At 75.7% G+C, this 22254-nt stretch carries 20 protein-coding genes; 6 read left to right on the forward strand and 14 right to left on the reverse strand.

Translation table 11 applies throughout. The features are described 5' to 3' along the window. The first annotated feature begins 151 nt into the window (after window positions 1-151). Window positions 152-1522, forward strand: coding sequence for a S8 family serine peptidase (locus ACFRQN_RS06480; protein ID WP_049655521.1), 1371 nt, complete (start codon window positions 152-154; stop codon window positions 1520-1522). A 134-nt stretch (window positions 1523-1656) separates the two neighbouring features. Here ACFRQN_RS06480 and ACFRQN_RS06485 read toward each other — a convergent pair whose 3' ends face one another. Beyond that, window positions 1657-3984, reverse strand: coding sequence for a hypothetical protein (locus tag ACFRQN_RS06485; RefSeq protein WP_380738683.1), 2328 nt, complete (start codon window positions 3982-3984; stop codon window positions 1657-1659). 172 nt (window positions 3985-4156) lie between these two features. On the opposite strand from ACFRQN_RS06485, the gene ACFRQN_RS06490 reads away from it, so the two are divergent. Then, window positions 4157-4714: an HAD domain-containing protein gene (locus ACFRQN_RS06490; RefSeq protein WP_380738685.1), complete on the forward strand. Its 558-nt coding sequence runs from the start codon at window positions 4157-4159 to the stop codon at window positions 4712-4714. A 15-nt stretch (window positions 4715-4729) separates the two neighbouring features. Continuing rightward, window positions 4730-5032: a hypothetical protein gene (locus ACFRQN_RS06495; RefSeq protein ID WP_380738687.1), complete on the forward strand. Its 303-nt coding sequence runs from the start codon at window positions 4730-4732 to the stop codon at window positions 5030-5032. 63 nt (window positions 5033-5095) lie between these two features. On the opposite strand, the gene ACFRQN_RS06500 is transcribed toward ACFRQN_RS06495, so the two are convergent. From ACFRQN_RS06500 to ACFRQN_RS06560, 13 genes are all read right to left on the reverse strand, one after another. Further along, window positions 5096-9136, reverse strand: a complete 4041-nt coding sequence (locus ACFRQN_RS06500) for a LysM peptidoglycan-binding domain-containing protein (RefSeq protein WP_380738689.1) — start codon at window positions 9134-9136, stop codon at window positions 5096-5098. Continuing rightward, window positions 9136-9585, reverse strand: coding sequence for a hypothetical protein (locus ACFRQN_RS06505; protein ID WP_049658128.1), 450 nt, complete (start codon window positions 9583-9585; stop codon window positions 9136-9138). The genes ACFRQN_RS06500 and ACFRQN_RS06505 overlap by 1 nt, the downstream gene beginning before the upstream one ends. Window positions 9586-9745: 160 nt before the next feature. Then, the gene (locus tag ACFRQN_RS06510; protein ID WP_143204636.1) at window positions 9746-10123 is read right to left on the reverse strand and encodes a pilus assembly protein; all 378 of its coding nucleotides are present in this window, start codon (window positions 10121-10123) and stop codon (window positions 9746-9748) included. A gap of 104 nt (window positions 10124-10227) precedes the next feature. After that, window positions 10228-10602, reverse strand: a complete 375-nt coding sequence (locus ACFRQN_RS06515) for a TadE/TadG family type IV pilus assembly protein (RefSeq protein ID WP_234348625.1) — start codon at window positions 10600-10602, stop codon at window positions 10228-10230. 38 nt (window positions 10603-10640) lie between these two features. After that, window positions 10641-10940, reverse strand: a complete 300-nt coding sequence (locus ACFRQN_RS06520) for a hypothetical protein (protein WP_049658132.1) — start codon at window positions 10938-10940, stop codon at window positions 10641-10643. A 59-nt stretch (window positions 10941-10999) separates the two neighbouring features. Further along, entirely contained in the window at window positions 11000-11878 is an 879-nt protein-coding gene (locus ACFRQN_RS06525) for a type II secretion system F family protein (RefSeq protein WP_049658133.1), read from the reverse strand. Then, window positions 11875-12840 carry a type II secretion system F family protein gene (locus ACFRQN_RS06530; protein WP_380738691.1) on the reverse strand — a complete coding sequence of 322 codons (966 nt, stop codon included), beginning with the start codon at window positions 12838-12840 and terminating at the stop codon, window positions 11875-11877. The genes ACFRQN_RS06525 and ACFRQN_RS06530 overlap by 4 nt, the downstream gene beginning before the upstream one ends. Beyond that, window positions 12840-14480 carry an ATPase, T2SS/T4P/T4SS family gene (locus tag ACFRQN_RS06535; RefSeq protein ID WP_380738693.1) on the reverse strand — a complete coding sequence of 547 codons (1641 nt, stop codon included), beginning with the start codon at window positions 14478-14480 and terminating at the stop codon, window positions 12840-12842. The genes ACFRQN_RS06530 and ACFRQN_RS06535 overlap by 1 nt, the downstream gene beginning before the upstream one ends. Further along, on the reverse strand, window positions 14470-15894 hold the full coding sequence (locus ACFRQN_RS06540; protein WP_380738695.1) for a hypothetical protein: 1425 nt from the start codon (window positions 15892-15894) through the stop codon (window positions 14470-14472). The genes ACFRQN_RS06535 and ACFRQN_RS06540 overlap by 11 nt, the downstream gene beginning before the upstream one ends. Continuing rightward, window positions 15894-16745 carry an SAF domain-containing protein gene (locus ACFRQN_RS06545; protein ID WP_117492594.1) on the reverse strand — a complete coding sequence of 284 codons (852 nt, stop codon included), beginning with the start codon at window positions 16743-16745 and terminating at the stop codon, window positions 15894-15896. The genes ACFRQN_RS06540 and ACFRQN_RS06545 overlap by 1 nt, the downstream gene beginning before the upstream one ends. A gap of 100 nt (window positions 16746-16845) precedes the next feature. After that, window positions 16846-17793, reverse strand: a complete 948-nt coding sequence (locus ACFRQN_RS06550) for a hypothetical protein (protein WP_380738697.1) — start codon at window positions 17791-17793, stop codon at window positions 16846-16848. Continuing rightward, on the reverse strand, window positions 17787-18410 hold the full coding sequence (locus tag ACFRQN_RS06555; protein WP_147409328.1) for a hypothetical protein: 624 nt from the start codon (window positions 18408-18410) through the stop codon (window positions 17787-17789). The genes ACFRQN_RS06550 and ACFRQN_RS06555 overlap by 7 nt, the downstream gene beginning before the upstream one ends. Before the next feature lie 137 nt (window positions 18411-18547). Then, window positions 18548-19438: a hypothetical protein gene (locus ACFRQN_RS06560; protein ID WP_049658838.1), complete on the reverse strand. Its 891-nt coding sequence runs from the start codon at window positions 19436-19438 to the stop codon at window positions 18548-18550. A gap of 117 nt (window positions 19439-19555) precedes the next feature. On the opposite strand from ACFRQN_RS06560, the gene ACFRQN_RS06565 reads away from it, so the two are divergent. The 3 genes from ACFRQN_RS06565 to ACFRQN_RS06575 all read left to right on the forward strand — a co-directional run bounded on the left by ACFRQN_RS06565 (window position 19556) and on the right by ACFRQN_RS06575 (window position 22189). Further along, complete coding sequence (locus ACFRQN_RS06565) at window positions 19556-20071, forward strand: pyridoxamine 5'-phosphate oxidase family protein (protein ID WP_380738700.1); 516 nt, start codon at window positions 19556-19558, stop codon at window positions 20069-20071. A 75-nt stretch (window positions 20072-20146) separates the two neighbouring features. Next, the gene (locus ACFRQN_RS06570; protein WP_380738702.1) at window positions 20147-20599 is read left to right on the forward strand and encodes a MaoC family dehydratase; all 453 of its coding nucleotides are present in this window, start codon (window positions 20147-20149) and stop codon (window positions 20597-20599) included. 351 nt (window positions 20600-20950) lie between these two features. Then, window positions 20951-22189 (forward strand): MBL fold metallo-hydrolase, encoded by a 1239-nt coding sequence (locus ACFRQN_RS06575; RefSeq protein WP_380738714.1) that lies wholly within the window; start codon window positions 20951-20953, stop codon window positions 22187-22189. The last annotated feature ends 65 nt before the right edge of the window (window positions 22190-22254 follow it).

Here is a 22254-nt window from a genome sequence, read left to right on the forward strand (position 1 = left end):
GACGGCCTTTACCTTTTCGCGTGGCCGAGTATGACCATGTCCTTGATCACATGGCCCCACCAAATGACTATGGCATGATCATGCAGCTCTCGATGGGATGGCCGCACCGACCCGACCGAACCAGGTCGGGCCCTGCGCCCCAAGGAGTCCCATGGGCAGCCCCGCCACCCTCCGCCGCGCCCTGGCCCTGCTCGCCGTGGGGGCCACCGCCCTCACGGCCGGTACCGTCGCCGTACCGGCCGCCGGCACCGCGATCGCCGCCCCCGCGCACGATCTCACGGGCGTCCACGTCCGCCCCGCCTCCTTCGGGCACCACAACGCCCAGGGCCGCCCCGCCCCGCTGAGCACCACCCAGTGCGTCAGCCAGGTCGGTATCCACTGCTACTCGCCGCTGCAGTACCGGACCGCCTACAACCTGGACCCGCTGTACCAGGAGGGCATCACCGGCAAGGGCCGCACCATCGTCATCGTCGACTCCTTCGGCTCGCCGACCATCCAGCACGACCTGGAGGTCTTCGACAAGCAGTGGGGCATCCCGGACACCAACGTCGAGGTGGTCAAGTGGGGCAACGTCCCCACCTGGGACCCGAAGAACCCCGACCACACCGGCTGGGCCGGCGAGACCACCCTGGACGTCGAGTACGCCCACGCGATCGCCCCCGACGCGCACATCATCCTGGTCGAGACCGGCGTCGCCGAGACCGAGGGCACCACCGGCCTGCCCGAGATGATGGACGCCGAGAAGGCCCTCATCAAGGCCGGCCGCGCCGACGTCATCTCGCAGAGCTTCGGCGCCACCGAGAACACCTTCCCGGGGTACGACAAGGGCGACTTCAAGTCGCTCACCGACCTGCGCTACGCCTTCCAGGCCGCGGCCGACCACAACGTGACGGTGCTCGCCGCCTCCGGCGACAACGGCGCCACCGACGCCCAGGAGAACGGCACCGACCTGTACCCGTACAAGGTCAACTCCTGGCCGTCCTCGGACCCGCTGGTCACCTCCATCGGCGGCACCCAGCTCACCCTGGACGACAAGGGCAACCGCACCGCGCCCGACAAGGTGTGGCACGACAAATCCGGCGCCGGCGGCGGTGGCGTCTCGGGCATCTTCGAGCGTCCGTGGTACCAGGCCGGCGTCGCCAACGTCACCGGCAACCACCGCGGCACCCCGGACATCAGCATGAGCGCGGCCGTGGACGGCGCCGCCTGGACCTACGAGTCCTACGACCCGACCTCGGTCGGCTGGCACCTCACCGGCGGCACCAGCGAGGCCACCCCGCTGTTCTCGGGCGTCGTCGCGCTCGCCGACCAGCTCGCCGGCCACCGCCTCGGCCAGCTCAACTGGCGCCTGTACGGCATGAACCTGCTGCCGAGCAAGTGGAGCGGCATCGTGGACGTGAAGCAGGGCGACAACGGCTGGAACGGCGTCACCGGCTACAACGCGACCGAGGGCTACGACCTCGCCAGCGGCCTGGGCACCATCGACGGCGCGAAGTTCGTGCACGCGGTCGCCGGTCGGTGAACCGGCGGGTCACCGGGTGACGGGTGACAGGTAACAGATAACAGACGACAGCGGACAGATTTTGAAATCTGTCCGCTGTTCGCTGTTTTCCGTCTGCTGTTACCCGTCAGCTGTCGCCCGACGACCGCCGGTTGTCAGCCGGTCGCGGCCAACTGGGCGAGGTAGCGCTCGGCGGCGCGGAGCTTGCGGCCGTCCGGGCCCGGGAGGTAGGCGCGCAGTTCGATGATCTCCGGGGCGATCCGGATGGCCTCCGCACGGTCGGCGATCGCGCGCCAGCAGGCCTCGGCGTTGGTGGCCGCCCGCTGGGTCTCCACATGGTCCGGGCCCTGCGAACGGAGCAGGGTCAGCGCCACCTCGCGGTAGATGTCCGCGGCCTCGGCCGACCGGCCCGCGAGCCGGCAGACGTGCGCCCGGACCTGCCGGACCTGCAGCACCGGCTCGGAGACGGCACCGTGCTCGGCGATCGCCTCCAGTTCGAGGGCGAAGGCCAGGTCGGTGGCGGCGGCGTGGTCCCCGGCCTCGGCGCTACGGACGATCCGTCCGATGACCTCGCGGTAGTCCGCGCGGGGCGTAGCGGCCGCAGCGGCCGCAGCGGCCGCAGCGGCTTCGTCGGCCGGTGCGTCGGCAGGGGCGTCACTCGGGGCGGGCGGCGCGTCGGCGGGAGCGTCCTCGGTCGGCGCTTCGTCCTGCGGCACGGCGTCGGCCGGCACCTCGTCAGAAGGTGTCCCGTCCACCGGAACGACGTCGGCGGGAGCCTGCTCGGCGGACTCCTGCTCGGCGGGCGCCTCGTCCGTCGGCACGGACTCCACCGGGACGGCGTCCCTGGGCTCCTCCGCGGCCTCGGGTGCCTCCTCGACGACCTCGCCGGCAGCGCCCTCGGCTGCCTCCTCGCTCGTCTCCTCCGCCGTCTCCTCCGCTACCTCCTCGGCCACCGGCTCGGCCACGGTCCCGACCGCCTCCGCCGCGGCTTCGGCGGCCACCGCGGCTTCCTCCTGCGGGAGTTCGGGCTCGGCGACGGCACCGTCCACCGGCTCCGGCCGGGACTTCAGGAGCGTGACGCCCGCCGGGGACGCGCTGTCCTCGGGCACGGTGTCGGCCGGGGCGGGCTTGCGCAGGGTCACACCCGGTGCCTCGACGCCCCCGCCCGCCTTCTGCAGGCTGACCGGGCGGGCCGGCCGCGGCGGGGTGGGCGGTACGCCCGGCTTGACCAGGCTGACCGGACCGCCCGCGGCCACCGGAGACCCGGCGAACGCAGCGGACCCGACCGCCCCCGCCGACCCCGCCGACGACGCGGGCGCCCCGGCCGGGGCCGCTACCGGCCACTCGGGAGCGGCGTCCCGGGGCTCCGCCGGACGCGGCAGCGGCGCCGTCGGCGCCACCGGGGGCGGCGGCGCGTCGGAGGGCGCCGTACCGGCGGTCGGCAGCGGTGCCACCTCGGCCGGCAGGCCCTCGCCGCGACGGGCGGTGTTGCGGAAGAACGGCCGGTCCGGGGCGTGCGTGGCCAGGATGACCACATCCGGCCGCAGCACCGAGTACACCTGCTGACGCAGCTGCTCCGGCGCGAGCACCTCGCCCGCACCGGGCCGCCCGCCGTGCAGCGCCTCGATCAGGGCGCGGGTGAAGGTGCCGATCTGTTCCGGGTCCGGGCTGACCACCGCCCAGAGCGGGATCCCCTCGCTGAGCGGCGAGACGGTGCCCTGGAGGTACGGCCAGGCGTTCTGGTCGGCGCTCAGGTCGGCGATGACGAGGGTCTGCCACTCGGCCGGACGGTGGCTCAGCTCGGCGGCGACGGCCTGCCAGGGGAGGCCGTCCTGCTTGGCGTCGCGCAGGGTCAGCTGGAGCTGCCCGCCGCGCTTGTCGGCGACGACGTGGCCGCCCAGGTGGATCAGCAGCGGTCCGGGGTGCCGGGAGGCGGCGCGCAGGTGGGCGAGGACGGTGTGCGGGTCCCCGGCGCCGGGGAGGTGGACGGCGTCCACCGCGTCCGCGGCGAGCAGCACCTGCGGCGAGACGGCGGCGAGCATCGCCGAGAGCACGGGTGCCTGGGTCGGTCCGCCGCGGCCCCAGGTGCGGCGGCCGGACGTTCCGTACCCGCCCTCGATGACCAGGATCCGTCCACGCGGCGCGGCTCCGAGCCCGCCCGCGCCGACGGCGGCGGCGCTCGGCGCCGCGCTCTGGACCGGGAACGGCGGCGGGGTCGCCGTGGACGCGGCCCCGGCGGCGGGCAGCCCGGTGAGGGTCCATCCGGTGGGCGGGACGGGCGGTGCGGGCGGCGGCGCGACCGGTGGTGCGGGCGGCGGCGCGACCGGGGGAGCGGCCGGGGGCGCCGGCGGCGGCTCGTACAGCGCGGCGGGGCCCGGCGGGTGCTCCTCGGCCGGGAGGCGCGGGGGCGGCGGTACGGCGTCCCAGGGACCCGAGCCCCCGGCCGGGTCGGGACCTCCGGAAACCGCTGTCGTCTCCGCCATCTCCTGGTCACCGCCCCGCCCCGCCGCTCCCGCGGCGTCTGATGCCCTCGACTGCGTGGTGCCTGCCACCACACTCCGTGCGCGCCACCCTACGAGATCCCGGCTCGCCCGTTCCAGGCCGGGTGGCCGATCGGCGCGCCACACCGCCCGCGCCGCCCGCTAAGGTGCCGTCATGATCGATACCGATCGCCCGTTGCTCTTCCTCGACGTGGACGGTCCGCTGATCCCCTTCGGGGGCCCGCCGCCGGGCGGCTACCCCGTCCAGCGCAGCCCGCACGTCCCGGCCGGTACGACGCCGGGCGGGAACCCGCTGATCGCCCGCGTGGACCCGGAGTTGGGCCCTCGGCTGCTCCGCCTGCCGGCCGAGCCGGTGTGGGCCACCACCTGGCTGGAGGACGCCAACGAGTGCCTCGCGCCCTGGCTCGGTCTGCCCCGACTGCCCGTCGTGGACTGGCCGGTGGACGACTCTGACGACTCTGACGACGCGGAGGACGCGGACACCGCGGACGCCACGTACCCGCCGCAGGGCCTGCACTGGAAGACCCGCACGCTGGTCGCCTGGGCTGGCGGGCGGCCGTTCGCCTGGGTGGACGACGAGATCACCGGGGCCGACCGCCGCTGGGTCGCCGCCCACTCCCCCGCCCGCGCCCTGCTCCACCGGGTCGATCCCCGACGCGGGCTCACCGAGGCGGACTTCGCCGCGCTGGACGCCTGGCTGCGGACGGCCTGACTACACTGCCCCGCCATGGAACCCGTCGCCGGAACACCGTCCCGCTGGCATCTGGCCCTGCACGGCGGGGCGTTGGTCGAGCTGTGGGCGGACGGGTACGGCGTCGAGGGCGGGGCGTACGTGTTCAGCTCGCTCGTCCGGGCGACGGCGGAGGAGCAGGAGCAGGTCGAGGTGGTCGCGCGGACCCCGGCGGACGACCGGCGGGTCCTGGTGGCCGTGGCACGGGTTCCGGAGGCCGTCGTCCAGGACGTCCACTCGGCCGCCGAACCGGCGCGCGACGGCGCCTGTGCCTGCCGGCCCTTCTCCTGGGAGGAGTGACCGCTCCCGGAAACCCGTCCGGCCACCCCTGGAACAGGAGTGGCCGGACGGGCGGTCACGGCGTCAGGAGCCCGCGAGCAGGTCCCGCAGCAGGGCGACGGTGTCGGCGTCCAGGTCCCGGCCGGTCCGGCGGCTGAGGGCGTCCAACCGGTTGACGGCGCGCAGGAGTTGGTCCCGGGCGCCGGCCGAGGCGTAGGCATAGAAGAGGTCCCGGTGCAGCAGTTCGACGTCCGGGGCGACGGCGAGGCCGCGGAAGACGGCGGCCTCGGCGCTGCGGTGGTCGCCGTACTGCAGGCGGCGGGCGGCCAGTTCGTGGGCCGTGTCGACGATCGCCGCGATCATGTCCTGCCGCTCGGCCTCGGCCCAGCCGTACGAGGCCGGCGGGGCCTCGGCGAACGGCGCGCCGCGGACCAGGGCCAGGGCGTGGGCGAGGGCCGCGTCGGCGGTGGCGCTGGTGCTGCGCATGCCGCGCCGGTAGAGGCCGCGGAACTCGTCCCAGTCGCAGGTGACCGCCGGGGCGAAGGAGTAGCCCTCGGTGCCCTCGGTGGGCAGGAAGACCCGGCCCTCCGGCGAGGTGCCGAACCAGGCGGCCAGGTCGGCGAGTTTGGCCGGCAGCGGGCTCTCGGAGCCGGCCGCGGTGGGGTGCGGGTCGAGGTGCGCCGCGCCGGGGTGCAGGTCGTGGTCGAGCGCGTGGCGGTCGGACCCGGGGCGCAGCGCCAGGTAGACGGCCAGTTCGGTGAGCCGGGGCAGCGCGCCGGGTGCGGCGGCGCCGAGGACTCCCGCGACGTCCACCGGGCCGAGCAGCCGGATCCGGGGGGCGTTGCGGGGGGCGTGCGCCTCCGGGGAGCGGAGGATGGCGAGCAGGTCGTCGCTGTCGCTGCGGCCGGGCGTCGTCCGGGCGACCGGGGCGACGGCGGCGGGGCCGGGCTGCTCCGCACCGACGGCCTCGGCGGCTTCGACGGCCTCCGCGGTCTCCGCCGTCCCGGCCGGTCCGGTCCCGAGGGCGACGGCAGCCTCGGGAGCGGCAGCGGCAGCGGGAACGGGCTCGGTCGACGGCACAAGGCCCTCGGCCGTCTTCGACGCGGTCGGCTCCGCCACGACGGGCTGCGGCACGACCGGCTGGACGGCGAGCACGACCGTCGCCGTGGACTCCGAACCGGTGTCCCCCGGCCCGGCCGTCCCCTCGTCCTCCGCCAGGCCCGGCCGGCGCAGGTCGCGGGTGGTCTCGTCGGTCGCCGCCTGCCGTCCCTGCCCGTTGACGGCGAACCGCGCCGGGCCGGCCGAGGCAGGCGCCGGAGCCGAAGCCGGGCTGGACGCCGCGGGCGGCAGCGCGGCAGGGGTCGGAGCGGGCGCCACCGGATCGGTGCCCGCGAACGGGCTGGCGCCGGTGCCGATGACCCGGGCGAGCAGCCGGGGACCGGCGGCCGCGCCTTCCTCCGCCCCGCCTGCCGAAGCCCCGCCTGCCGAAGCCCCGCCGACGGAAGTCCTGCCGGCGGAAGCCCCACCGACGGAGGCCCCGCCGGTCGAAGCCCCACCGACCGGAGCCGCAGCAGCCGGACCTCCGATGGCCGGGACCGCCACGGCGGCCGAGGCCCCGACGGCGGCCAGCACCGGTACGGCGGCGGGCAGTTCGGTGGTGTCGGTGTCGTCCTCCGGCCCGTCCAGCGTCCAGGCCGGGGCCGGGTGCTGGGTGGTGTCGTCGGCGACCCGGAGTAGCTCGGCGACCTGGTCGTACTGCCGGTCGCTGAGCCGCTGCAGCTCGACCGTGAGGTGCAGGCCCGGGATCGCGGCCTGGCCGGAGGCCGGCAGGGTCCAGCGGGCGACCGGGCCGGTGCCGCGCTCGGGGGCACGGGTGATGACGGCGACGCAGGTGCGCGGACGGGCGTCGAGCAGGCGTCCGAGCTCGGCCGGGACGTCCCCGCCGGGCTGGTGGGCGCAGAGCACGATCTCGGGCGTCCAGGACTCGTCGGCCTGGCCCCGGCTGCGGGCCTCGCGCGGGCTGGTGGCCTCGGCGGCGACCAGGGTGGCGCGGGCCTTGGCGGTGCGCGGGCCGAGGGCGGCGAGCGCGGCCTCCAGGGTGGGGTGGCGGTGCACGCGTTCGGCGGCCGGGCCGCTGATCGGCACCTCCTCGGCGAGGTCCACCAGGTGCAGGTGCAGCCGGTCGGCGAGCGGGCTGTGGGCCAGTTCGACGGCGAGGGTGCGCAGCACGTCGCGGGCGTCGTCCGGGTGGCCGGACAGGTGGAGCAGCCGGACGGCCTCCAGGTCGGCGAGGACCACCGAGCCGTCCGGCGAGGTGCCGAGGGTGACCAGCGCGGGATAGGGCGCGGCGGTCTTGCGGGCCTGGCCGGGGCTGAGCAGGTCGCCCGAGTCGGCGCTGCACCACCACACGTTGGCGGCGTGCGCGGCGCGGAACGGCGCGATCGGGGTGGCCGGTCCGGACAGGTGCAGTTCGATGGTTTGGCCCGGGGTGATCCGGGCGGCGACGATGGCGGGCAGCCGCTTGCCGCCGCGCACGGTGTTGCGGGCCAGGGTGCGCAGGGAGCGGTCCAGCAGGTCCAGTCCGGCCTGGTCCTGCCGGGCCATCAGCTCGTTCTCGAAGGCGGCGGCCTCGGCCTCGGGCATCGCGATGCGGTGCCGGGGGCGGCGGGCGCGCTGCTGGGTGCCGCGCTTGTGGGCGACGGCGCCGACCATGACGGCCGCGAGCAGGACGCCGACGGTGGAGGCCGAGAGGGCGACGGTGTAGTCGTCGCTGGGGGCCGGGTCGGCGTGCGCGGCGGGGGCGGGCGCGTGGGCCGGCGCGTGCGTGGGCGCGGGCGCCGGGGCCGACTGCGGCGCGCCCGGCGCGGGAGCGCCCGGCGCCGGAGCCTGGTCGGCGGGGGCCGGCGCGGGGGCCGGGGCCTGGTCGGCCGGAGCCTGATCAGCGGGAGCCGGTGCGGGCGCCGGTGCGGCACCCCCCGCCCCCGGAACGGTGAGCACCATCCCCGGCACCACCACGTCCGGGTCGGTCAGCTGCGTCCCGTCCGGGGCCTGCGCCCCCTTGTTCGCCTCGAACAGCTTCGGCCACTGCTCCCCGTCCCCCAGCTCCCGCTGGGCGATGGCCGACAGGCTCTCCCCGGTCTGGACGGTGACGGTCCGCTGGCCGCCGGAGCCGGCCGCACCGCCCGCGCCACCGGGCCCGCCGGCCTCCGTCCCGGACTGCGGAGCGCTCTGCGGCGTCTCCTGCGGCGCGCCCTGCGCCGGGTCGCCCGAGGGGGCCGGGGCGGGCGTCCTCGCCTCGTCCGGCTTGGCGTCCGCCGGCATCAGCAGCTCCCAGCCGGGCTGGATCGGCCGGTCGGCGTCGAAGCGGATGCCCGAATCGCCCATCACCCGGCCGTCGTTGAGCTTGGCGATCTCCACCCAGCGTTCCCCCGAGCCCAGTTGGCGCTCGGCGATGGACCACAGGCTGTCGGCCGGCCGGGCGTCCCGGACGGTGTACGTGCTCTGCTGCTCGGCGGCCGGAGTCAGGGCCGGCGCGGCCTGCGCGGCGGGCAGTGCGGCGCGCTGCACGCCCGGCGTCAACTGCGCCTGGACGACCGGGCTGTGGTTCGGCTCGGGGACGGCCGCGAAGGCCGAGCCGGCCACCGGGAGCAGGGCGAGCACCGAGCCGACCAGCCCGGCGGCGAGCCGCTGGCTCCAGCCGAAGGCCGGGATGCGGCGGGCGATCCGGCCGCGCAGCTGGGCCGGGATCTCCAGCAGGACGGAGAGCGCGAAGCAGGCCCAGGCGATCCAGCCGACCACCACCAGCGCCCAGAGGAACAGGCTTCCGTCGTCCGGACTGGTGAGCGCCTCGCCCACCCCGCCCGAGGCGACCTCGCCCATCCCGGCGACCGCGTCGGTGCCGTACAGCAACAGCGCGGGGACGCCGAACAGCAGCGCGAGCAGGGCGACCAGCGCGCCGAGCGCGGTGATCACGGCGCGGCCGCGGCCGCGGGGTGGTCGGGGCGCCGGGGCGGCGGGCCTTCGGGCACCGCCGGCCCGATGGGACGTCCCGGCCCGGCCGTTGGGGGCCTGGCCGTTTCGGGCCTGGGCGGTACGGGCCTGGTCCTTGGCACGTGGCGCGGCCATCAGTCGGTCTCCGCTTTCTCTACTCCGTGGACGAGGGTCGCACTGCCCTTGCCCGTAACCTTCCGCTCCCCGAGGGCGCCCAGCAGGACCGGGCGGTAGTCGGCCTGCACGGTGACGGTGACGACCCTGCCGTCACCGGAGAACTCGATGCCGCCCGCCCGCAGGCCGTACAGGCCCAGGTAGGCATCGGCGGCGTCCCGCACGTACTTCTCCTGGACCTTGAAGCCCTTGCCCTGGAGGACAGCCGCCCGGTCGAGCTGCTGGCCCCCGACCCGCGCGGCCTCCAGGGCGTAGGCGTCGGTCCGCTCGGCGACCCGCAGCCGGCCGCCGGCGTCGATCACCAGGGCGATGACGAGCACGACGTAGGCCGCGCAGATCGCCACGAAGAGGGCCACCGCGCCCCGGTCGGACCGGCGCGCCGACAGCCGTCGCCGCAGACGGCTCACCACTTCCGTCCCCTCCCCCCACTTCGCACGACGCTCTCCCCACCGGCCCCCACCGGGCGCCGCTCGGTACCGTTCCGCCATCCCCCGAGCGCTCTCCGCTTGCGTCTCCCCCGCACGGGCCGTCTCCAATCCCCTGTCTTCCCGGTGACGGCGCCGCGCGCTGTCATGTGCCCCGGTAACGGTCCACCACCGAGGTGAACTCGCCGACGAGGTGCTTCGTCACGGGTATCCCGGACGGTCCGCCGAGCAGGTCGGCCAGCTCCACGTCGCAGACCACCGTGACGGTGACGGTCGTGACCGGTCCGCCGGGCAGGTTCAGCTCCCCCTTGCCGACCCGCACGTCCCCGTCGCGGCACCACACGCCCTGCTGGCGCAGCGTCGCGAGGGCGGAGTCCCTGGCCGGCTGGTCCATCCCGTCCACGCTGCGCTGCAGGGAGGCGGTCCGGGCCCCGGCCCGCGCGGCGGCCTCCACGGTGCCGGCCGTGGTCTGCACCCGTCCGGCGGCGACGGCCAGCAGGACCAGCCCGACCACCCCCGGCACGACGATCGCCGCCTCGATCGCGATCCCGCCCCGGTCCGGCCTGCGCGGTCGCGACCGGAGCCCCGACCACCGCCGCCGTGGGCCCGGTGTCCGCAGCGCGTCCGTCACGGTGTCACCGCCGGTGGTACGAAGCGCTCGCGGGGCGCCTCGGCGAACTGGGTGATGTCGGGCGCCTTGAGCCCGGGTATCAGCAGCGGCGGGGTCAGCCGCACGGTGACCCGGATGGTCTGCGCCGTGCTGCCGTCGGTCCGCACCGTGTACCCGTGCACGCCCTGCCGGTCGAGGAAGTCGCGGGCCTGCCGCTGGGCCGCCTCGTTCTTCTCGCCGTCCGTCGCGCTGCCCTGCACCCGTCCGGCGTCCACGCCCTCGCGGGCGGCCGTGAGCGCGACCTGCCGGTCGTACCACCACAGCGCGGCCTGGACGACGAGCAGGACGAGCAGCAGGACGACCGGGAAGACGATGGCGAGGCTCACGCTCATCGACCCCCGGTCGCCCCTGCGGCGGAGAGCGGCACGCATCACGGGGTGGCGCCGCCCGCGCCGCCCGCTCCGCCCGCACCCGGCATGTTCGGGTCCTGCTCGACCTTCTTGACGACCTTATCCTTCAGCAGGTAGAGCGCGGTCGCCACGGCACCCGCGACGAAGACCAACGCGATGATGGCGAGGGCGAGTTCGATGCTGATCGCACCGCGGTCGCCGCGCGCGCGGGCGGCCCGCAGCCGGCCGAGCCGCAGGGTGAACAGCAGGAGTGCGAACTGGACCGGTAGCAGGACGGGGCGCAGCACCCGGTCTGCCAGTTGGACGAGTCGTACGGTCATCGGGTCTCTCCGGAGGGACGTGGCGGTGTGGTGTGGTGTCGACTGCTCTGGGACGGCTGTCAGTTGAGCATCTGGTGCAGCGCGGGGAAGACGATCAGGACGGTCATCAGCAGGGTCAGGGCGGCCCCGGGCGCGACCATCCGCTCGCTGTCGGCGTTCGCGCGGGCGAGGTCCTCGGCGAGCAGTTCCCCGCGCAGGCCCTTGGCCCGGGCCCGCAGGGTGTCGTACACGGCGGCGCCGTCGTTGCCGGACAGCCGCATGATGTCGGCCACGTCCTGGAGCGGGCTGAGCCCCAACTCCTCGGCCAGCGCGTCGAGTCCGGCCCACGGCGGGAGCCGGTCGGTGGCCGCGCGCTCCAGCGCGTCGCGGATCCGCCGGAACACCGCGCCCCGCCCGACCGCGGCGGCCCGGCGCAGCGCCTCGGCGGGGCCGCAGTCGGCGGCCCGCTCCATCGCGACGAGCTCCAGGTAGGCGGCGATGCCGTGCAGGTACTCGGTGCGCGCCTCCTTGGCCTCGCCGCGCACGACGGCGTCCGGGACGAACCAGAGCAGTCCGGCCAGCAGCGGCCCGGCGACCAGCGGCAGGGCGAACGGCAGGCCGACGCCCATCAGCACGGCCATCGCGCCCAGGTAGGCGGGCAGCAGCAGGCCGAGCGCGGAGAACAGCAGCTTGTGCACCATGAACCGGGCCGGGGTGCGGCCGATCAGGGCGAGCTCGCGGCGCGGGACGGAGACCCCGCGCAGGTGGACGGACCGCTCGCCGATCCGGTCGTACCAGCGGGGCCGCTCGTCCGGGTCCTGCTCGCGGTCGGCGGGGGTGGCGTGCAGCCGGTCCAGCGCCTGGCGCAGGTCCGGTGGCGCCGGCCGCAGTTCGGCGACCAGCAGGGCGAGGCCGCCGGCCGCGGCGGCGCCGGCCAGCACGGACCAGGGGGAGATCATCGGACCTCCCCGAGCTGCTCGACCGGCTCCGGCCCGGTCGGCGCGGCGCTGGTCCGCCGTCCGCTCCTGCTGCGCCGGTCGGGCGTCAGCAGCCGGGGCACCGGCGGGTGGGAGGCCAGCGCCCGCATCCAGGCGATGATCGCCACGAACAGGGCGGCGACCACGGCGAGCACCACCTGGCCGAGGAAGGTCCCGTACGGCCGGGTGTACTCGGTGTTGAAGGAGCCGACGGTGACGACCAGCACGATGATGCCGACCAGCCAGCGGATGGTGGTCCGGTGCTTGGCCCGGTCGGCCTCGATGGCGCGGCGCTGGCGGACCTCCTCGCGCACCGAGTCGGCCATGTCGGAGAGCGTGCGGGCCAGGCCGGGGCCGCTGTCCCCGGCCCGCAGCACGAGCGCGGCGAGCACCTTGTCGGCGGTGGCGTCGGCGAGGCTGTCGGCGAAGGCGCGCAGCGCCTCCTCGGGCCGCCAGCGGGCCTGCAGCCGGGCGGCCAGCTCGCCGATCTCGTCCTCCAGGGCGGCCGGGGCGGTGCGCCGGCTGGTGACGATGGCCTGGTTGAGGCCGACCCCGAGCAGCAGCACGTCGGCGATCCGCTGGGTCCACTCGGAGAGCGCCTCCAGCCGCTCGATCCGGTGGGTGTCCGGGCGGGTGGTGTCGAACAGCCAGGGCAGGCCGAAGACGGCCAGCGGCACCAGCAGCGCGGTCAGCGGGATGCCGGTGAACAGCCAGGCCAGCGGCGCGCCGGCGAGCGCCAGCGGCAGCTGGACGCGGCGCAGCCGCACCATCCGGTGCCCGGCCGTCCCGGGCGCGCCGTACCAGAACACGTGGAGCCGGCCGGCCAGCGGGTTGACCGCCCGCTCGGCCTCGTCCTCCTCGACGGGCTCGCTGCCGCGGGCCCAGAGCGCCAGGGCGACCATGCCGCCCGCGACCGCCAGCCCGCACAGGGCGAAGAGCAGCATCACCGGCTGCCACCGCCGATCCGCAGCTGCAGCGGGGTGGCCCAACTCCCGTACCGGGAGCCGAGCAGCGAGGCGTCGAAGCCGGCCCGGCGCAGGTCGTCCAGGCACTGCGGCGGGGTGTGCGGGACGGCCCGCGGCTCGCCGAGGTCCGGCCGGGGGCCGAAGACGGTGTTCAGCGCGGGCCGGCCGCTCTCCCCGAGGCCGGTGACCTCCAGGACGTGGGAGACGAAGCGGTGCCGGCGGCCGCCGACGGCGGTCTCGTCGACCATGGTGACGTGCACGATGAGGTCCAGGGCGTTGGCGGTGAGCCGGTAGGCGAGTGAGTCGGTCATGTGCGAGCCGTACTCCAGGCAGAGTTCGGCGATGCGGTCGACGACCATGTGCGGGCCGCGGGCGTGCAGGGTGCACATCGAGCCGCCCTCGCCGTTGGTCATCACCCGCAGCATCGGGACGACCTCGCCGGAGCGGACCTCCCCGACGATGATCCGGGAGAGCGTCATCCGCAGCGCGGCCGGGATGAGGTCGCCGAGGGTCAACTCCCCGGCCAGGCGCCCCTCGACGCGCTCGCCGTTGCCCTCGCGGGCCTCCATCGGGACGACCTGGCGCAGGTGGCCGAGGGTGTGCAGCCAGAGTTCGAACTCCGACTCCAGGGTGCCGATCCGCTCGTCCGGCGGGATCTCGGCGGCCATCGCGCGCAGCAGGCTGGTCTTGCCGACGCCCTGGGTGCCGGTGATCATCACGTTCTTCCGGGCCCGGATCGCGGCGGCCAGGAAGGCCGCCAAGGTGGCGTCCAGGGTGCCGAGTTCGACCATCTCGGGGAGCGTCGCGGAGGCCACCCGGTGGCGCCGGATCGCCACGTACGGGCGGGGCGTCACCTCGGTGAGCGCCTGGAGGCGCATGCCGCCCTCCAGCCGCAGCGCGAGGGTCGGGCTGGCGGTGGACAGGCTGCGCTCGCCGCCGCCGTGCTGGCGGGCCAGGTCCTGGAGCAGTTCGACGAGTTCGGCGTCGCTGTCGGCCACCGGCGGTACCTGGCGCAGGGGTTGGTGCACCTTGGAGACCCAGACGTCGTCGCAGCCGTTGATCAGGATGTTCTCGATCTCCGGGTCGTCCAGGTAGGGCTGGAGCCGGCCGGCCCGGAACAGCAGGTCGAAGACGGCCTCGGCGAGGGCGCGGTCCTGATCCCGGGTGGGCGGGATGCCGTGGGTCTGGGCGTACGCGTCGGACCACCGGGCGACGGCCTCCTCGATCAGCGCCCGGCCGCGCTGGCGGCGAGTGGCGCGGTCCGGCTCGGAGCCGGAGGAGAGCGTCAACCGGGTGATCTGCTGGTGCAGTTCGGCCGCGACCTGACGCTTGAGCTCGCGGGCGACCTGCGGGTCCACTACGGGCCGGGTGGCGGAGCCGCGCAGGTCCAGCGAGGGCAGCTGGGAGGGCACGGCGGTGGGCCCGGCGGCCGCACCTGGCGGAACGGGCTGCGGCGCGACGGGCTGCGCCGGGCCGGGCTGGGGCGCGACCGGGCCGGGCTGGTACCCGTGCGCCGGGGCGACCGGACCGGTCACCGGTGCGGGCCCGGGCACCGGCCCCGCCCAGGGCAGCGCGGCCGGATCGGCGCTGGGACGCTGGTGCAGGGGGCTACCGCGCACGGAGCACCTCCCCGGGGTCGTGCGGGTACGGCCCGTTCACGTTGTCCTGACTGTCTGTCACAAACGGCTGCTGGAGCGGGTACTGGTCGTCCGGATCGCCGTACGGGGCGGACTGGACGTGCGCCGGGAACGGCGCCGGCGCGGCCGGCTGCGGCGCCAGCCCGGCCAGCGGCGCCACCGGTCCGGTGGTGATCACCGGTGGGACGGGCTGCGGCGGGGCGTACGAGGGCTGCTCGCCCTCGGCCGTCCCGTAGCCGGAGCGGCCGGGCCCGGAGCGGCCGTGGGCCGCCGCACCGTACGGGCCCGGCGGGTACGGTCCCTGCCCATGCGGGGTCTGCGGGTACGGGCCCTGCGCCTGCGGGCCCTGCGCGTACGGGGTCTGGCCGTGCCCGCCCTGCCCGTACCCCGGCCGGCCGCCCTGAGCGTACGCCGACTGCCCGTACGGGCCCGGCGCGGGCGCGGGCATCGACGGCTGCGGCGCCATCGGCACGGGCGGGGTCGGTATCGGCGGGGCCGGGGCCTGGGCCGCCGGCATCGGAGCGGCCGGGACCGGCGGCGTCGGCACCGCCGCCGCGACCGGGCCCGCCACCGGGCCGCCCGCCGTCAGCTGGGCGGGCGCCGCGCCCGGCGCGAGCCGCTGGCGCCGGCGGCGGACCAGCAGCTGCACCTCGTCCGCCGCCGAGCGCGCCGTGCGCATCAGCTCCGAGCGGATGAACCGCCGGTCGGTGGTGTCCCCGCCGTCGGAGAGCACCTTCGCCGTCCGGGGGGCGTGCGGCAGCACCCCGAGGACCGGCAGCCCGAGCTCCCGGGTCACCTCCGCCCGGGCGTACGGCCCCTCGGCGACCAGCAGCAGCCCGAGCGCGTCCGCGCCGGTGCCGGCGGCGGCCAGGTCCTCGGTCAGGGCGGCGAGCCGGGGCCGGACCGCGCTCAGCCCGCGCAGCGTGGTGCGCACGGTCGCCACCACCGCGTCGGCGCGGCGGGCCAGCACCGCGCTGTGGCCGGTGGCGCCGGAGCGGCCGAGGTCCACGATGACGTCGTAGCCCTGCTGTTCCACGCCGTGCAGCAGTTCGGCGAGCGGCTCCCAGGTGTAGGCGAGGCCGGGCGCCTGGGTGGGGTCGGTCAGCCCGGGCAGCAGCAGCCGTTCGGCGTTGCCCTCGGGAGAGAGGTCGATCAGCTGCTCCCAGATGGTCTGCGCGAGCAGCCCGCGCCGGTCGGCGACGGCCAGGTTGCGCAGCCCGTACACCGCCTCGACCCGGCCCTCCAATGCGCCGGCGAGCACCGCGCCGCCGTCCGGGTCGGCCTCGACCAGCAGGATCCGCCGGCCGGGCGGCAGCGGCCAGGACAGCAGCAGTGCCAGGGCCGTGGTGGTGGCTCCCGGTGCGCCCGGGCCACCGACCACCGCGATCACGGCCATCAGGCGCCGCCCGTCGCGGCCGGTCCCCCGGACGTGGCGGCACCCGGCGTGGTCGCCCCGGGGGTAGGAGCGGCGGGGGCGGGGGCAGCCGAGGGCGCACCGCTCGGCGCCGGGTTCGGCGCGGCGCCGCCCGCCGCCCCGCCGCGCGGCGCGAGCAGCACCTGGATCCGCCCGCTCGCCACCCACTGCGCCAGCCGGGGCCCGTCCGCGGTGCCGACCGCCACGTCGATCACCTGGCTGCCGTCGGTGTCCACCCGGCCGACGGTGATCACCGTGGCGGGCAGCGAGTCGGCCCGGCCGTTGTCGGGGGTGAAGACGACGACCAGCTGCACGCCGGGCTGGAGCCGGCTGGCGGGCAGCTGGCTGCGCTTGGCCGACACCCCGACCACGATCTGCCCGGGCTGCACCGACAGCCCCTGCGCGAGGTCGGCCCCGGTGAGCATCGCGCCGCGCTTGAGGTCGGTGGCGGCCCGCATGCCGACGGCCTTCGTCCGGTCCTGGGCCGCCAGCGGGTGCAGCGCCGGGTCCCCCGCGATCCGGGCGACCACCAGGTCGTCCTCGGTGATCACCTGCCCCCACGGCACGTCCCGGGCCAGCGCCAGCACCGCGACCCGCTGGCCGGTGCTGTTGTAGAGGACGGCCCCGCCCAGCCCGCCGGCCGCGATCAGCGCGACCGCCATCGCCAGCACCGCCGGGCGCCGCCGCCGCGCCCGCATGGTCCGCCCGGGCGCGTGCGGCAGCCCCCGGCCCTTGCCCGGGCCGCCCTGCTCCGGCTGCTCCGGGAGTGCCACGGACGCCGCCGCGCCCGCGGAGGTGCCGGATCCCGGCGTCGCGAACGTACGGTTCTCCACCGGGTTCCGCCCTTCCCTCGTTCGTCTCTGGCTCGTCCGGCTCGTCCGGCCGGTCTGGCTCTTCTGGCTGGTCAGTGCGCGGATCGCCGCGCCGGAGCGCTCAGTTGAGCACCTGCATCTCGGCGACCTTGAGCTCGAAGGGCTTGCTGCTCTGGTTGATGCCCGGGATGGTGAACTTCCGCGGGTTCCGCCCGCCGGTGACCACCACGGCGGCCTCCCAGTGCATCGTCACCGTGGCGCTGAAGACGCCGTTCTTCTCACGGGCCGAGCTGGTCCTGAACTCGTAGCCGCAGTCCGGGGACTTCGCGTCGCCGTACGCGGGGACGTACGGCGTGCCGGGCGTGGTGCAGGAGGTCTGGAGGTGGTCGCCGAAGCTCCAGTCCGCCTTCACCAGCCGGGGCGTGACGGTGACCGAGATGCCCGCGACCGACGCGTTGCCCGGTGCGGGCAGCGCGGCGTCGTCCGCCCAGAGCCAGACCGGGGCGTTGACCACCGCCGTTTTCTGGGGCGCGGCCCGGCCCACCGGGGGCCGGAAGCGGACCCGGTCGTAGGCGGTCTGGATGGCCGTGGCCTCCGCGTTGACGTTCTGCCCGTCCGGCGAGGTGGGCTCGAAGACGACCTCGGCGCCGCCCAGGCCCCCGTCGGTCTGCGGGCAGACCTTCGTGTAGAGCGAGCCGTCCTTCGGGTCGTGGCCGCCCCAGGCCGGGTCGCCGGCGGCCGGCGGGTTGTCCAGCGGGCGGAAGTAGCAGCCCTTGTCGCTGCTGAACCAGCCCAGCTGGGGGTCGTGGCAGGCCCAGGGGACGTCGTGGTAGCTGCACAGCTGCGGGCCGGTGCCCGAACCGCCGCCACCGCCGGGCTTCGATCCGCCGGGCGTCGTGGTCGTCCCCCCGGAATTGACGTCCACGCAGATCACGTTCGGGTAGCACTGCTCGGCCCCGCCGCTCGGCGGTTCGTCCGCGGTCGCACCCACCGCCGAGGACAGCAGCAACCCCGCCGACATCGACGCGACGACCGAGATTCGCCGGGCCGGTTTCCGCGCGTTCAGCATGTCCGATCCACCTCCCGCTTGAAGTCGTAGATCAACCAATGTGCTTGGAACCAGCGCAGGGAAGCGGTTCCGACGTACCGGTTCAGGCGTGCTCCGGGATCCTTGGCGGCCCCGGTGACGGCATCGACGCGGTGCCAGCCGGACAGGTCGACGCAGTCCTCGATCACGGCGGTCTGCGGATCGGCTTTCAGGTCGACGGTCTTGACCACCGCGGAATTGCGCGGCGTTCCGGTCATCACCACTTTGGCGTCGCGCAGTTGCCGGAGGCTGACCAGGCTGTCGGACAGCGCCCGACCGGAGGAGTACTGCTCCAGTCCGTAACCGTCCGAATCCGACCGTCCGAACACCTCGGCCTGGGCCTGCCACCAGTCCTGATACGCCTTCAGGGCCAGCCGTGCCATGGCCCCTTCCGGACCACTGGTCGGCGCGATCGAATCGTTTGCCGAACCACTCGAAGGAGTTAGCGGGTTCACTCCCGCGACGGTGGGCGCGGCCGACCCGATGCGATCGACGGAACCGCCCGCACCACCGCCCGCACAAGCACCGAGCAGCAACACCAGAACCGCCCCACCGACCCCAACCGCCCCAGGGCGCAACACATTTCCGCGCTGCCGCATGGCCCCACCTCATTGCGACCGACCTGATCCGTGATCCACGGCCGCCAGGAGAATTCCGCCGTCCCACCGGTGTTTCCGCTGGGGATCGATTCTTCGCCAACCCACCCCATCACGGCAACACCTCAGGCCCCCTGACCTTACGCGGAAGGCGGTTCCGTCGGGGCACTTTCCCGCCACAGAACGGCCAACAGTTCTTCGGAAAGCGACAATCCGGCCAATGCGCCCCGAACCGCGGCCCGATTGCGCATCAGGAGCCGCCCGGCGTGCGGCGGAACGAGCAGGCGCGCGCCAGGCGCACCCGAACTACCGGCCGGTTCCCCGCCGTCCGTCAGCGCGGCCACGGCCGGCTGGAGATCGAGCGGGGAGACGGCCGCGGGGGCACCCGGGACGCCCTCGCGCAGGACGGTGGTCAGGGCCCGGCTGAACGAACCCTCCCCGCCCGGCAGGACGGCGTCCCGGCCGCGTCTGCCCGGGGCGTAGCGGCTGCCCGGGCTGTAGCGGCCGATCCGGCCCCACAGCGGGACCCTCGAGTAGCTCAGCAGTTCGCCCGCGCCGTCCTCGCCGCGCTCCAGCGCCGCCCAGGCGTCCCGGTCGACCGCCGCGTCGACCAGCAGCAGCGCCTCCTCCTGGTCCCCGTGCACCATCGCGCTGACCACCCAGTCCCAGGCCAGGCCCCGGCGGTAGGCGTTGTCGGCGGTGCTGCCGGCGGTGACCAGGGCGAGCCGGCGGCCGCGCGGATCGGCCACCAGCTGGCCGACCAGGCAGACCAGCAGCCAGCGGCCGGGGTGCAGGGCGGCGTCCCGGACGGCGGTGAGCATCGCGTTGGCGTCCGCGTCCGGCGGCACCGTGGTGACCCGGCAGCCGGCCGCGCCGGTGTCGAAGCACATCCCGGGCAGCACCTCGGCGAGCAGCCGGGCGCCGTCCGGCGCGAGCGCCGCACCCCCGAAGGCCCGGTCGGGCCCGCCGTCCGCCCCGATCACCACCAGATCGACCCCGCCCGCCATCCGGCCGTCCCCCTCCTGCACCATTTCTCCACCCGCCGGGCAGGCTACCGCCCCGGACGGCCGCCGACGGGGCTCCCGGCCCGTCCGCTCAGGGACCATGGGCCCTATCGATGCGGGCACCGACCGAGGACGATCGGACGCATGGAGCGTGAGGACCGTGTGGAGACCCTGAGCGAGGCCGAGTGCCTGCGGCTGCTCAGCACCGTGCCCGTCGGGCGCGTGGTGTACACCGAGCACGCGCTGCCGGCCGTCCTGCCGGTCTCCTTCGAGGTCCTGGACGGGCGGCTGGTGCTCGCCGTACGCCGGGGAAGTGCCACCGCGCGCGGGCTGGACGGCACGGTGGTGGCCTTCCAGGCGGATCTGCTGGACCCGGTCACCCGCACCGGGTGGAGCGTACTGGTGCACGGGCGGGCCGACGTGGTGAGCGACCCCGAGCAGGTCAGGCGGGTGCTGCGCTCCGGCCTGCGGCCGTGGGTGGGCGATCCGGAGCCGCTGTTCGTGGCGCTGGTGCCGGAGCTGGTGAGCGGCCGCCGGCTGTTCCCGACCGGACCGGGCGCCCCGGGGCGCCAGACGCGACGGCCGACGGGCGCGGGGCCGACGGGCCCGGGGCCCGTGAGGACCGGCCCCGTGAACACCGGTTTCCCGCTCGGCTCCTGACAGATACCGATGGGTAGGCATACGCTTCCGGCGTCCTGATCCCTCCCCGGGTCCGTCCCCCACCAGGAGCGCACCGTGACGACCTTCGCCTCCCTCGCCGAGCTGACCGCCGCCGTCGGCACCGAGCTGGGCACCAGCCAGTGGCACACCATCGAGCAGCGGCAGATCGACCTGTTCGCCGAGGCGACCGGTGACCACCAGTGGATCCACGTGGACCCGGAGCGGGCCAAGGAGAGCCAGTTCGGCTCGACCATCGCGCACGGCTACCTGACCCAGTCGATGATCCCGGTGCTCGCGAAGGAGTGCTACGCCGTCGAAGGCGTGCGGATGGCGCTGAACTACGGCTCCGACAAGGTGCGCTTCCCCGCGCCGGTGCCGGTGGGCACGGCGGTCCGGGCCACCGCCGAGCTGCTCTCGGCGACCGAGGTGCCGGGCGGGGTCCAGGCGGTGGTGCGGTTCACCGTGACCAGTGAGCGGAGCACCAAGCCGCACTGCGTCGCGGAGACGATCACCCGCTTCTACGCCTGACGGAGGGCGGACCGACGGGCGCTCGGGCCCGCGCTCCACTCGGCGCGGACCCGCGCCGGGCCGAACCCGGGCACCGGCCCGGGCCGCCCTCCCCGGGTACGCCGATTGGACCGCGCGGGGCTCTCCACCAGGTCCGGACGGCCCACGGCGAGTAATCTCCGACGAGATGGTTGTCGCATCGCAGCAGCCCCACCCGCCGCTGTGCTGCGCGCCCCGGCACGCCCGGTAGCCGTGACCGTCCCTGGAGGAGCCGTGCCCCGCCCCGCCCCGTGGTTCTCCCGCCTCGCCGGTCTGACGTCGCAGCTCGCCCCGCCGTCCGCCGGCCCCGCGGCCGAGCGCGCCGCCCCCGGGCTGGCCGGACTGCCCCGGTCCGCCTGGCACCGGATCCGGACCGACGCCTTCGGCGCCGAGCCCCGGGGCGAACGGCTGGCCCGCATCCGCCGCTCCCCGCACTTCGCCGACGGCGCCTTCCGCAACCCGGTGCCGACCCGCCGCCTGGTGTACGAGCGCAGCCCGCTGGAGATCCCCCGGGCCCAGCTGACCGGGGACAAGACCCGCCGGACGCCGACCGCCGCCGTCCCGGTGCACCGGCTGCTCCCCGTCGACCTGGCCGCGCCGCCCCGGTCCGGGCTGCGGCTGACCTGGCTGGGGCACGCCACGGTCCTGGCCGAGATCGACGGACGGCGGGTGCTGCTCGACCCGGTCTGGGGCGAGCGCTGCTCCCCCTTCTCCTGGACCGGCCCCAAGCGGCTGCACCCGGTGCCGCTGCCGCTGTCCGAACTCGGGCCGGTGGACGTGGTCGTGATCTCCCACGACCACTACGACCACCTCGACATGGGCACCGTCCGGGCGCTGATCGGGACGGGCGCGGCGTTCGCCGTCCCGCTCGGGGTCGGGGCGCACCTGGAGCACTGGGGCGTACCGGCCGAGCGGATCGTCGAACTGGACTGGTGGGAGTCGGCCGAGGTCGCCGGGCTGACCCTGACCGCCACGCCGGCCCGCCACTACTGCAGCCGCGGGCCGCGCACCAGCACGCTGTTCCTGTGGGCGTCCTGGGTGGTGGCCGGCGGCGGACGGCGGATCTTCCACAGCGGGGACACCGGCTACTTCCCCGGCTTCGCCGAGATCGGCCGTCGGCTCGGCCCGTTCGACGCGACGATGATGCAGGTCGGCGCGTACAGCGACTTCTGGCCCGAGGTGCACATGACCCCCGAGGAGGGCGTGCGGGCACACCTGGACCTGGGCGGCGAGCTGCTGCTGCCGATCCACTGGTGCACCTTCAACCTCGCGCCGCACCCCTGGGAGGAGCCCGCCGAGCGGGTGGTCACCGCCGCCCAGACGCTCGGCGCCCGACTCGCGGTGCCCCGCCCCGGCAAGCCCTTCGAACCGGCCGCCCCGCCCGCCCTGCGGCTGTGGTGGCGCGCCGTCGCCGCCGGCCCGCACGGCGTCCCGCAGCTGGTCGGCGAGCGGCCGGAGGAGGCGGTGGCCGGCCCGGGGGCGGCCGAAGCCGGGGGAACCGGGGCGGGGGCGGCCGGGGCGCGCGAACAGGCGACGACTTTCAGCGAACAGATTTCAAAATCTGTTCGCTGAAAGTCGTCTTCTGAAAGTTGTTCGCTGAAAGCTGTTCGCCGAAAACCGTCGACTGAGAGCTGTCA

Origin of the sequence: Kitasatospora sp. NPDC056800 (genome assembly GCF_042789775.1) — a bacterium.
Taxonomy (GTDB): domain Bacteria; phylum Actinomycetota; class Actinomycetes; order Streptomycetales; family Streptomycetaceae; genus Kitasatospora.